General features: G+C 71.6%; 10 protein-coding genes. 7 read left to right on the top strand and 3 right to left on the bottom strand.

What is annotated here, in order from left to right:
• Nucleotides 1-55: 55 nt before the first annotated feature.
• From J4709_RS51180 to soxR, 3 genes are all read left to right on the top strand, one after another.
• A complete protein-coding gene (locus J4709_RS51180) occupies nt 56-625 on the top strand; it encodes a DUF421 domain-containing protein (protein ID WP_208252798.1) in 570 nt (189 codons plus the stop codon).
• 64 nt (nt 626-689) lie between these two features.
• On the top strand, nt 690-1307 hold the full coding sequence (locus J4709_RS51175; RefSeq protein ID WP_208252797.1) for an HdeD family acid-resistance protein: 618 nt from the start codon (nt 690-692) through the stop codon (nt 1305-1307).
• Nucleotides 1308-1354: 47 nt separating this feature from the next.
• The gene (soxR, locus tag J4709_RS51170) at nt 1355-1882 is read left to right on the top strand and encodes a redox-sensitive transcriptional activator SoxR (RefSeq protein WP_232385359.1); all 528 of its coding nucleotides are present in this window, start codon (nt 1355-1357) and stop codon (nt 1880-1882) included.
• 43 nt (nt 1883-1925) lie between these two features.
• Here soxR and J4709_RS51165 read toward each other — a convergent pair whose 3' ends face one another.
• On the bottom strand, nt 1926-4331 hold the full coding sequence (locus J4709_RS51165; RefSeq protein WP_208252795.1) for a glycoside hydrolase family 65 protein: 2406 nt from the start codon (nt 4329-4331) through the stop codon (nt 1926-1928).
• On the bottom strand, nt 4328-5077 hold the full coding sequence (locus J4709_RS51160) for an HAD family hydrolase (RefSeq protein ID WP_208252818.1): 750 nt from the start codon (nt 5075-5077) through the stop codon (nt 4328-4330). The genes J4709_RS51165 and J4709_RS51160 overlap by 4 nt, the downstream gene beginning before the upstream one ends.
• Before the next feature lie 153 nt (nt 5078-5230).
• On the opposite strand from J4709_RS51160, the gene gnd reads away from it, so the two are divergent.
• Nucleotides 5231-6655 (top strand): NADP-dependent phosphogluconate dehydrogenase, encoded by a 1425-nt coding sequence (gnd, locus tag J4709_RS51155; RefSeq protein WP_208252794.1) that lies wholly within the window; start codon nt 5231-5233, stop codon nt 6653-6655.
• Nucleotides 6656-6708: 53 nt separating this feature from the next.
• On the opposite strand, the gene J4709_RS51150 is transcribed toward gnd, so the two are convergent.
• Nucleotides 6709-6897, bottom strand: a complete 189-nt coding sequence (locus tag J4709_RS51150; protein WP_208252793.1) for a hypothetical protein — start codon at nt 6895-6897, stop codon at nt 6709-6711.
• A gap of 275 nt (nt 6898-7172) precedes the next feature.
• Here J4709_RS51150 and J4709_RS51145 point away from each other — a divergent pair, with 275 nt between their 5' ends.
• The 3 genes from J4709_RS51145 to J4709_RS51135 all read left to right on the top strand — a co-directional run bounded on the left by J4709_RS51145 (nt 7173) and on the right by J4709_RS51135 (nt 12091).
• A complete protein-coding gene (locus tag J4709_RS51145; RefSeq protein ID WP_208252792.1) occupies nt 7173-11213 on the top strand; it encodes a wHTH domain-containing protein in 4041 nt (1346 codons plus the stop codon).
• Between the two features lie 16 nt (nt 11214-11229).
• Complete coding sequence (locus J4709_RS51140) at nt 11230-11826, top strand: HD domain-containing protein (protein WP_208252791.1); 597 nt, start codon at nt 11230-11232, stop codon at nt 11824-11826.
• Nucleotides 11827-11890: 64 nt separating this feature from the next.
• Nucleotides 11891-12091, top strand: coding sequence for a hypothetical protein (locus tag J4709_RS51135; protein ID WP_208252790.1), 201 nt, complete (start codon nt 11891-11893; stop codon nt 12089-12091).
• Nucleotides 12092-12114: the final 23 nt, after the last annotated feature.

Here is a 12114-nt window from a genome sequence, read left to right as displayed (position 1 = left end):
GAGATCCTTCGGCGAGCGGGCGCGAGTCCTTTTCATGGGGAGTTGGGAGCGGACCATGTGGCATGACCTGTTCGGGATGGGCGTCCCGGTGGCCGACAAGGTGATCCGGTCGGTGGCGGTGTTCCTGGTGATCATCGTCCTGCTGCGGGTCGCCGGGAAACGGGAGCTGGCGCAGCTGAACGGCTTCGACTTCGTGGTCATGCTGCTGCTGTCCAACGTCGTGCAGAACGCCGTCATCGGCCCGGACAACTCGCTGACCGGGGGAGTGCTCGGGGCCGTGGTGCTGCTGGCGCTGAACGCGGCGCTGGTGCGCGCGGCGCTGTTCGTGCCGTGGCTGTCCGGGCTGGTGCACGGCCCGGCGAGCATCCTCGCCGCGGACGGGGCGTACCGGCGGCGGACGCTGCGGCGGCTCGGGCTGCGGCCCGGCGACGTCGAGGAGGCGATCCAGGAGCAGGGCGGCGACGACGTCTCCGACACCCGGCTGGTCACCCTGGAGCCGGGCGGCGCGGTCGTGGTCCGGCTGCGGGAGGAGGAGCAGTCCGCGACGGCCGCCGACGTCGCCGACCTGCGGGCGCGGCTGGACCGCATCGAGCGGCACCTGGAGCGGCTCGCCGGGCAGCGCTGACCGCGCAGGACTTTGCCCATTTCGGGGCGGTTGTTGGCGGTTCCGTCGGTGACGGTGGGCTGCAATGGGGGGAAAGCCGCTGCCCTGGGAGGCCGCCGTGTTCGACCAGATGACCCGCCACTGGTGGGTGCTCGCGCTGCGCGGCGCGTTCGCGATCCTGTTCGGCGTCGTCGCGTGGGTGTGGCCGCACATCACGCTGTGGGTGCTGGTCGTGCTGTTCGGCGCGTACGCGCTGGTGGACGGGGTGACCGCGGTGGCGCAGGCGATCCGCGGCACGACCGGCGGCCCGCGCGGGCTGCTGGCGGTGTCCGGCGCCGCGGGCATCGTGCTCGGCATCGTCGCGATGGCCTGGCCGGGCGTCACCGCGCTCGCGCTGCTGATGCTGATCGCCGCGTGGGCGGTCGTCACCGGCGTGCTGGAGATCGTCGCGGCGGTGTCGCTGCGCCGGGAGCTGCGCGGCGAGTGGATGTACGCGCTGACCGGCGCGATCTCGATCATCTTCGGGCTGCTGCTGTTCGCCTGGCCGGTGTCGGGCGCGCTCGCGGTCGTCTGGCTGATCGGGCTGTTCTCGATCCTGTTCGGCGCCGCGCTGGTCGGGGTCGCGCTCCGGCTGCGCGGCCTCGGCAAGAGGGCGGAGCGGCACGGCGCGGGGATGGGCGCGGTCGGCCCGCACTGGCGCTGACCCGCCGGTAACCTCAAGTGCGGTTGAGGCCGCATAGGATGCCGACCATGACGCGCCTCGAGCACCGCAAGCACGAACTGACCGTCGGGCAGCTCGCCGAGCGCAGCGGCGTGGCCGTCTCGGCGCTGCACTTCTACGAGGCCAAGGGGCTGATCAGCAGCCGCCGCACCGCCGGCAACCAGCGCCGCTTCAGCCGCGACACGCTGCGCCGCGTCTCGTTCATCAAGGTCTCGCAGCGGGTCGGCATCCCGCTCGCCGACATCAGGGACGCCCTCGCCACGCTCCCCGAGGAGCGCACCCCGACCGTCGCGGACTGGGCGCGGCTGTCGGACCTGTGGCGCACCGACCTCGACGCCCGCATCCGGCAGCTGGAACGGCTCCGCGACGACCTCACCGAGTGCATCGGCTGCGGCTGCCTGTCGATCAACAAGTGCGCGCTCGCCAACCCCTACGACCGGCTCGGCGACGAGGGCCCCGGCCCGCGCCGCCTCCTCGTCGAGGCCGCGGACGCCGCCGAGGCCCGAGGGCAGGACGGCGCCCCGCGAGAGCGCTGCGACATGTCGTCCTGCGTCTGACGGCCCGGCGCCGGGGCGTCAGACCGTCAGACCGCGCGGCCGGTCACGAATCCAGGGGCGGGGTCTGCCTGCCGTGCGGGTCGATGCGCCGCGGCAGCGGCTCCCGGCCGGCCGGCTGGACCGGCGCCGGACGGGCCGCGACCTGCTCGATCGGCAGCGCGACCGGCTCGTCCCCGAGCTCGAACTCCTCGCCGTGGTGCCAGAGCCGGATCGCCGGGCCGTCCAGCAGCTGGTAGGTCGCCGACTCCCCGGTCACCTCCACCCGGACCCGGCTGCCCCGGTACCGCATCCGGAACGCCAGCCGGCTGATGCCGCCCGGCAGCCGCGGCGCGAACCGCAGCCGCCCGCCGCCCGCCCGCATCCCGCCGAACCCGGCGACCAGCCCGCTCCACGCGCCCGCCATCGACGCCACGTGCAGCCCGTCGCGGGTGTTGTGGTTCAGGTCGTGCAGGTCCATCAGCGAGGTCTCGCCGAGGTAGTCGTGCGCCAGCTCCAGATGGCCGACCTCCGCCGCCACCACCGCCTGCGTCTGCGCCGACAGAGACGAGTCGCGCACCGTCAGGCCCTCGTAGTACTCGAAGTTGCGGGCCTTCTCCTCCTCGGTGAACTCCTCCCCGCACAGATGCAGCGCCAGGACGAGGTCCGCCTGCTTCACGACCTGCTTGCGGTACAGGTCGAAGTACGGGTAGTTCAGCAGCAGCGGGTAGTGGTCCGGCTTGGTCGCCGCGAAGTCCCAGCGGGCGTGGTTGGTGAAGTTCTCGTTCTGCGGGTGGACGCCCAGCCGCTCGTCGTAGGGGATCACCATCGCCGACGCCGCGTCCCGCCACGACGCGGCCTCCTCGGCGTCCACGCCGAGCCGGTCGCACAGGTCCGGATGGCGCATCGCCATCTCCGCCGCCTCGAGCAGGTTCCGGCGGGCCATCAGGTTGGTGTAGACGTTGTTGTCCACGACCGCGCTGTACTCGTCCGGGCCGGTCACGCCGTCGATGCGGAACACCCCGCCGACGTCGTGGTGGCCGAGGCTGCGCCACAGCCGCGCCGTCTGCACCAGGATCTCCAGCCCGGTCTCCCGCTCGAACTGCTCGTCCTGCGTGGCGTCCACGTACCGGACGACGGCGTCGGAGATGTCGGCGTTGATGTGGAACGCCGCCGTGCCGGCGGGCCAGTAGCCGGAGCACTCGTGGCCGCGGATCGTCCGCCACGGGAACGCCGCGCCCGAAAGGCCGAGCTGGTAGGCGCGCTCGCACGCCAGCGGCAGCGTCATGTGCCGCCAGGCGAGCGCGTCGGCGGCGGAGTCCGGCGCGGTGTAGGTCAGCACCGGCAGCACGAACGTCTCGGTGTCCCAGAACGTGTGCCCGTCGTAGCCCGGACCCGTCAGCCCCTTGGCCGGGATCATCCGGCGTTCAGCGCGCGCGCCCGCCTGCAGGGTGTGGAACAGCCCGAACCGGACCGCCTGCTGGATCTCGGCGTCCCCGTCGACCTCCACGTCCGCGCCGCACCAGAAGTCGTCCAGGTACTGGCGCTGCTCCTCCAGCAGCCCCTCCCAGCCGGTCTGCCGCGCGCCCGCCAGCGCCCCGACCACCTGGTCGTGCAGCGCCGGACGGGACCGCTGGCTCGACCACCCGTACGCCAGGTACTTGATGATCCGCAGCCGCTGCCCCGGCTCCAGCCGCGTCGCGACCGTCAGCCGGCCCACGTCCGGGGAGCTCTCGGTCTCCACCGCCATCGACTCGGGGCCCTCGATGTGGTGCGACATGCCCGCCGCCATCCGCAGCCCGCTCTGCCGCGTCCGGTGCAGCAGCAGCACCTTCGTGCCGTTGGCGAAATGCTCCTCGCTGATCAGCGGATGGTCCAGGATCGCCGACGCGCGCGGGTCCTTGCCGCCGTCCGGCAGCGCCTCGTTGGCCACCAGCTCCGACTGCGCGACGACCCGCATGGACTGGTGGACCGGCTCCACGTCGTAGCAGATCGCCGCGACCGCCCGCTGCGTCAGCGACACCAGCCGCGTGGACGTCACCTTGATGCGCTGGTCGGCGGGCGACGTCCACTCCACGTGCCGGGTGAGGGTCCCCGCCCGCATGTCGAGCACCCGCTCGTGGTGCTCCAGGCGGCCGTACCGCACGTCCAGCGGCTCGTCGTCCACCAGCAGCCGGATCACCTTGCCGTTGGTGACGTTGATGACCGTCTGCCCCGACTCGGGGTAGCCGTAGGCGGTCTCCGCCTGCGGCAGCGGCCGCTGCTCGTAGAAGGAGTTCAGGTAGGTGCCCGGCAGTCCGTGCGGCTCCCCCTCGTCGAGGTTGCCGCGCAGGCCGAGATGGCCGTTCGACAGCGCGAACACCGACTCGCTCTGCGCCAGCCGGTCCAGCCGCAGCTCCGGCTCGCGGACGCACCACGGCTCCACGGTGAACACGGGCCGGTCGGCGCTGGTCTGTCCCTCCGGGTCCGTCACTTGGCCTCCAGCAGTTCGGACAGGTCGTTCACCACCACGTCGGCGCCGTGCGCCGCGAGGTCCTTCGCGTGCTCGGCGTCGACGCGGTTGACGCCCACCACGTACGCGAACCCGCCGGCCCGGCCGGCCTGCACGCCGGCGAGCGCGTCCTCGAACACCACGGCCCGGTCCGCGGGCACGTCCAGCTCCTTCGCCCCCGCGAGGAACATGTCGGGCGCGGGCTTGCCGGGCAGGTTCCGCTCCGCCGCGACGACACCGTCCACCCGCGCGTCGAACAGGTCGGTGATGCCGACCGAGCGCAGCACCTGGACGGTGTTGGCGCTGGAGGACACCACGGCGGTCTTCAGCCCGGCCTTGCGCGCCGCCCGGACGAAGTCGATGGACCCGTCGAAGGTCTCCACGCCCTGCGTCCGGATCAGCTCCAGGACCAGCGCGTTCTTGCGGTTCCCGAGGCCGCGGACGGTCGCGTTCTCCGGCGGGTCGTCCGCGTCGCCCTCCGGCAGCATGATGCCGCGCGACTCCAGGAACGATCGCGTCCCGTCCTCGCGCTTCTTGCCGTCGACGTAGCGCCCGTAGTCCTTCACCGGGTCGAAGGCGACGAACGGCTCACCCGTCTCCGCGGCGCGTTCCCGCAGGTAGCCGTCGAACATCTCCTTCCACGCCGCCGCGTGCACGGCCGCGGTGCGGGTAAGCACCCCGTCGAGATCGAACAGACACGCCGCGGCCGCGTCCGGCAGTCCCAGCATCCGCACCCCCTGGATGACACCGATCGGAATCGCTCTCAAGTGCGTCCCGTTCCCGTGCCGGAACAGGACATGCGGGGCCGGCGTTCGAACGGGGGGGATCATGATCGTCGTACAACCCCTTGGCCAGGGTGGCACACGAAGAGGAGAGAACCAATGGAAACGGCGCGTATAGGCGTCACCGGGCTCGCGGTGATGGGCCGGAACCTGGCCCGCAACCTCGCCCGGCACGGTCATCCCGTCGCCGTGCACAACCGCACCGCCGCCCGCACGAAGGCGCTGGTGGAGGAGTTCGGCGACGAGGGGACGTTCCTGCCCGCCGACACGCCGGAGCGGTTCGTGGCGTCGCTGGAGCGGCCCCGCCGCCTGGTGATCATGGTGAAGGCGGGCGCGCCGACCGACGCGGTCATCGACGAGTTCGCGCCGCTGCTGGAGCCCGGCGACATGATCGTCGACGGCGGCAACGCGCACTTCGCCGACACCCGCCGCCGCGAGGCCGCGCTGCGCGAGCGCGGCATCCACTTCGTCGGCACCGGCATCTCCGGCGGCGAGGAGGGCGCGCTGCACGGCCCGAGCATCATGCCGGGCGGCTCCGCCGAGTCCTACGAGGCGCTCGGCCCGCTGCTGGAGGACATCGCCGCCAAGGTCGACGGGACGCCCTGCTGCACCCACGTCGGACCCGACGGCGCCGGGCACTTCGTGAAGATGGTGCACAACGGCATCGAGTACTCCGACATGCAGCTGATCGCCGAGTCCTACGACCTGCTGCGGCACGCCGCGGGCCTCGCGCCCGCCGAGATCGCCGAGGTGTTCCGCACCTGGAACACCGGCCGGCTGGAGTCCTACCTCATCGAGATCACCGCCGAGGTGCTCGCGCACACCGACGCCGCCACCGGCAAGCCGTTCGTGGACGTCGTGCTCGACCAGGCCGAGCAGAAGGGCACCGGCCGCTGGACCGTCCAGACCGCCCTGGACCTCGGCGTCCCCGTCGGCGGCATCGCCGAGGCCGTGTTCGCCCGGTCCGTCTCCGGCCACGCCGACCTGCGCGAGGCGTCCCGGAACCTGCCGGGCCCGTCCCGCACCGCCGTCGCCGATTCGGGCTTCGCGGACAAGGTCGAGAAGGCGCTGTACGCCTCCAAGATCGTCGCCTACGCGCAGGGGTTCCACGAGATCCAGGCGGGCAGCGCCGAGTACGGCTGGGACATCGACGCCGGCGCGATGGCCACGATCTGGCGCGGCGGCTGCATCATCCGCGCCCGCTTCCTCGACCGGATCCGCGCCGCCTACGACGCCGACCCGTCCACGCCGACGCTGCTCACCGACGACCACTTCGCCGAGGCCCTCGGTGACGCCCAGGACGCCTGGCGCGACGTCGTCGCCACCGCCGCCCGCATCGGCGTCCCCGCACCGGGGTTTTCCACCGCGCTCGCCTACTACGACTCGCTGCGCGCCGACCGCCTGCCCGCCGCGCTCACCCAGGGCCAGCGCGACTTCTTCGGCGCCCACACCTACCGCCGCGTCGACCGCGACGGCTCGTTCCACACCCTCTGGGGCGGCGACCGCACCGAGGTCCAGGCCTGACCGCCGGGCCCGGCCGGCGCCCGCTGATCAGGCGCCGGCCGGGCCCGCCCGGTTCACGACTCGTCGTCCTCCAGCTCCACGCCGGCGATCGGGTTGCCGTCCCGCGTGCCGTTGCCCTCCCTGGGCTCATAGCCCTCGGCGGCGCTCCCGTTCCCGGGCACGATCCGCTCGCGCGGCAGCTCCTCATGCCCCGAACTGGCCCCGGGACCCCGGTCGGCGGGGTCGTACTTCTTCTTCGCCATCGCACTGCCCCCTCGTCTCGCTGGCTCGTCCAGCACCTACTTGCCCCAAGAGCGAGCGCTAACCGGCCACATTCCGAATTCGGGTGGTCTATGGCGGAGTCGCCGTGTAGATACCTCTTCCAGGGCGGTGCACAGCGGGAGGCGACGTGGCGGGCGGCCATCGGATCGATCGCACGGACTGGCCGCAGGACGGCCCCTACCGGCGGTTCCTGGAGCACCTCGCGGCCGTCCATGACGGCAACGGCGCGAAGAGCCTCCGCACGATCGCGAACGGCATGCACCTCAGCTCGGGGACCCGCGTCAACGACATCCTGCGGGGACGGAGCCGTCCTGTCGACGCGGACCAGCTCGAGGCGCTCGTCCGCGCCCTCGGCGGGGGAGACGACGACGTCCGCACCGCCGCCCGGCTCTTCGACCGGCTGCCGCCCGCCGGGCCGGCCGTCCCGGCGCCGCACCCGTGGGCGACGCTGGTCCGCGAGCACGTCGCCTGGGACAGCGTCGACTCCAGGTGCGACGCGACCGCGTTCCAGGACGCGGCGGCCGCCGTCGCCGACCGCCTCGGCACCCTCGGCCGCGACGCCGAAGCCGCCCTGGACGACGACCCGTGGCTCGACCCCGACCTCGGCGCCCGCTTCACCAAACGGGTCGACTGGCTCCTCCGGGCGCCGCTCGCCGGAGCCCTCCCCGACCTGTCGCCCGCCGAGGCCGCCCTGCTCGCCCTGGTCCCCTTCCTGCACCACGCCCACATGGCCCGCACCCTCGCCGAACTCCGCGACATCGGCCCGCTCGACCTCGACTCGGAAGGCACGGACGGCCCGCGCCGCGAATACGCGACCTTCCTGCGCGGCCAGCGCGAACTTGTCGACCGGGCGAGGGCCAGGACCCTGCCCGACCGCGAGGCCGCCGGCACCGAGATCGGCTGGTGGCTGTTCCACCGCTGGGCGGCCCGCTACCCGGTCGCGTACCGGCTGGGCGCCGTCCGCGACCTCCTCGACGACACCGGGATCGCCGACCCGCCGATGCGGGACGAGGTCCTGAGCACCAAGACCGTCCAGCGCTTCCTCGCCGCCCTCCGCCTCGACCTGTCCGAACTCGGCGACACCGGCCGCATGAACGCGCCGCAGCACGAGACCGTCCTCTTCGCGGGCGAACCACATGAGCAGCGCGTCCGCGAACTGCTGATCGGGCAGGTCCTCACGGTCGCCTACGCCCTGGCGATCGACCTCGTCCGGCTGCCCGACATCGTCGTCCGGCACCTCGGCATCCCGCACCCGGTCGACCCGGCGCGACTGCGCCGGACCGCGACGGACCGCGCCCGCTGGGTGCTCGAATCCGACTGCCTCGTCCTGCGCGCCGACTGCCACCACCCCGCCGAGCTCGAAGGGCTCCGCCAGTACGCCGGTCAGGTCGACGCGCTGCTGCACACGATCCGGCAGGGATGCCGCGGCCTCAGGACGATGCAGGTCCTCACCCGGCTGCCGGCCCGAGCCTCCGCCGACGACGTCCGCGCCGACGCCGACGACGACGGACGGGCCCTGTTCCAGCGCGTCAGCCGGTTCCGACTGGACGAGCGCCGCGTCCAGGACCTGCTGATGGGGGAGCAGCTCTACCAGGACCGCGGCCTCGCCATCCGCGAGCTGTACCAGAACGCCCTCGACGCCTGCCGGTACCGCAAGGCCGACCTCGCCTACCGCAGCCGGGGCGACTGGCCGGACGCCTGGGAAGGCCGCATCCGCTTCGTCCAGGGCGTGGACGCCAACGGCCGCGCCTACCTCGAATGCCGCGACAACGGCATCGGCATGACCGAGGCCGTCCTCACCGACGTCTTCTCCCAGGCCGGCACCCGCTTCACCGACACCACCGAGTTCCTCATCGAGTCCGCCGACTGGAAGAGCTCCGACCCGCCCGTCCCGTTCCACGCCAACAGCCGGTTCGGCATCGGCGTGCTCAGCTACTTCATGATCGCCGACGAGATCGAGGTCGTCACCCGCCCCGTCGACCGCGGCGGGCGCCACCACCCGGCCCTCAAGGCGTCGATCTTCGGCCCCGGCCACCTGTTCCGCATCGAGCACCTCCCCGCCGACCCCTTCACCGGCACCATGGTGAGGCTCTACCTCCGCGACGGCGACGACGCCCCGTCCTGCGTCGAGGAACTCCGCCGCCTCGTCGGCATCGCCGAATTCCACACCACCGCCGAGCACGACGCCCAGCGCGAAGTCTGGGAACCCGGCGTGCTCAAGGCCCGCGTCCGCCCGTCCTGGGAGACCGACGGCCTGAACGTGCACGGAAAGCTCGTCCCCTGGACCGACCCCGAGGGCGATGGCCAGGTCGTCTGGTGCGAAAGCGGCGGCGGCCTCCTCGTGGACGGCATCCACGCCCGGCCCGCCGTCCGCCGCGGCGTCTTCGCCGGTCTCGGCGACGGCACCCTGCACGGCGCCATCGTCAACCTCACCGGAAGGCGGCTACCTGATCGCCTTTCCGTGGACCGCCGAAAGGTGCTGACGGACGTGTCCGCTGCCGCTGAGGAGCTTCTGCGTGTGGCGGCGGGTGAACTGGTGTCGGGAGGGAGCGATCTGCTGGACGTCCGCTGGCTCACCGATCTCACTGAGGCCAGCCCCCGCCTGGGGGATCTCGTCAGCGAGACCGCGGCGGCTTCGGGTGCCGCGTTCAGGACGCGCACGGCGTCGTTGGAGGCCGCCCGCACCGGCTGCTTCCTGCAGGACTCCCACCTCGTCATGAACGGCGATGAAGCCGCGCATGAATCGAAGAGCAAAAGCGGTTACTGGGAATGGGATTTCGGTCCGTACGTGAGTGATCATGTCCTGCTATGGCGCTTGGCCGCCCATGGACGGCAGGCGGAACTTCTGGGAGAGGCGGGGGGTGACGCCAGGTCGGTTCTCCGCGCGCTGCCATCGGACATTTTTCTGCTGGGCTCCAATATCGCGGCCATTCGCTCGGATCGAGACATGATTCCCAATTACTGGGATTGGAGTCCTGATGATCTGAGGCACCATCCCGGACATGTCCTCTGGGTGGCACTGCTGACCGGAACGGCCCCCAGAGAGGTCGCACGGCGTGCGGCGGCCCTGGGGGTTCGCGAGATCGAGCCCGCACGGTTCGGTGAGTCCACCGTCGCCGTGGAAGACCTCGCGTTGCTCAGCGAGCGCCAGAACGGTAGGCCGAGGTGGCTCGATGTGCGCGAAACCGTGCCGTTCGGGCATCTTGTAGCGATTGCACTCCAGTTCGGAACCGGTCTGCGGGCCCTGCGGGAGAGGATTGAGGGATACGGGCACATCCTCCCGGAGGTCGAGCCGTCGACGGATTCGCCGTCGAATCGGGACCTGCGCCTTTTGACGTGGGGTGCGGAGGGTGGCCCGATCGCCCACAGGCCCCAGGCCCTGCCGGCCAGTCATCTGATCCAATGTGCACACGACCTCGATATTTCGGTGGCCGAAGTGCGGGAAAGGGTGGCGATTTTTGGATTTCGGACGGAGGCCCTCAATCTGCCGGATCGGCCTTCCAGTGAAGATCGAGCTCTGTTCGACTGGTGGCTGGGGTATTCGCAGTGCGACGAGTTCGATTCTCGCTATCCGCTCCCACCGGCTCATTTGGTCAGGGCTTCCTTTGTGCTCGGAGTCACCATTTCTGAGGTGGGGGACCGGTTGGCTTCCTATGGCGTTCTGGTGCCCACCCGACTCCCCGAAGACGTCGCGGACATGGACCTGGCCTTGCTGAGCCGTGACGGCGATGCCTCCCCGCCTTGGAGGACGGCGGGTGAGGAGATCTCCATGCCCGAACTGCTGGTTCTGAGCGCCCGTGCGGGTTGTGAGCCCGAGGTGGCGGCGGCGCGTCTCGCCGACTACGGACTGGTGGTGCCTGGTGGGCCCTATGCGGCCAGGATCGATGAATCCGTGGTTCGGCTGTTGTCCAGAAACCTCCATACCCGTGGCCCGCTGCTCGACCCACGCGAACCCGTGACGCGTGGGCATCTGGTGCGGGCGTTCGCGGAACTCGGGATCGAGCCACGGACCGCTGCTGACCTGCTGCTGCAATGCGGGATGTCGCTATGTCAAGGAGCCATGTCGGCTACCGCCGACGCCGGTGACATCCTGCTACTTCGTTATCGCCAGAATTTCAGTGATAGCTGGCTTAGCGAGGACGAGCCGGTTCCGCTCTTTCACTTGCTGCGGGCCTCGCGGAAGGCGGGGATCACCCTTCGGGAGGCGGCGGAGCGGTTGCGGTGGTTGGGGTTGGACGTGCCGGACGTCGACGAGAGCATCGCGGAGGCGCTGCGGAGGCTGCCCCGGGCGACCTGAGCCCTAGGCTGGCGGGATGCGGGTTCCCGGGGACGGTGAGATTCGGGCGTTGCACGAGCGGCTGGCGGCGAGCCGGGAGGCGTTCGAGCTGGTCTGGACGCACTGTGTGATCGTGTGCCGGATCGCGGAGCAGCTCATGGAGGGCGGCGGACCGGACGTCGACAAGGACCTCGTGCGGGCCGGGTGCCTGCTGCACGACGTCGGGGTGTACCGGCTGTACGACGTCACCGGGGAGTTCGATCACAAGCAGTACATCCGGCACGGGGTGCTCGGGCACGAGGTGCTGGCGGGGGAGGGGTTTCCCGAGGTGCTGTGCCGGTTCTGCTCGCACCACACCGGGATGGGGTTGACGCGGGACGACGTCGAGCGGCAGAACCTGCCTCTGCCGCGCGCCGACTACCTGGCGGAGAGCGGCGAGGAGCGGCTCGTGATGTACGCGGACAAGTTCCACAGCAAGACGAACCCGCCGACGTTCGTGAACGCCTCGTCCTACGCGGTGCACGTGCGGCGGTTCGGCGGGGACAAGGTCGCGGCGTTCAAGGCGATGCGCGAGGAGTACGGCGAGCCGGACCTGGAGTCGCTGGCGGCCGAATACGGTCACGCGCTGGTGTGACGCCGGGCGTGCGCCCGTGTGCCGTGCCGATGGCGGTGAGCCCTGGTCCGGGGCGTGATCCGGGGTGGACGCGGCGGAGGTCACGGCGGCGCACGCCTCCGCGGCCAAGGCGCGGCGCAGGCTGCTCCCGTTCACCGGACACGGGACGGGAGTGGTCATGCAGACGATCGTGGAGCTGGCGCCGGTGGTCGGCGGGGCGCTGAACGTGGTGGCGGCCGGGATCGGGGCGGCGGTCGCGTGGATCTCCTGGCGGAGGCGGGGGTGACGCGGGCAGTGGGCGATCCGGGG

The sequence above is a fragment of the Actinomadura violacea genome (assembly GCF_017573465.1).
GTDB lineage: Bacteria > Actinomycetota > Actinomycetes > Streptosporangiales > Streptosporangiaceae > Spirillospora > Spirillospora violacea.
This window is presented reverse-complemented; position numbering and strand designations above follow the sequence as displayed.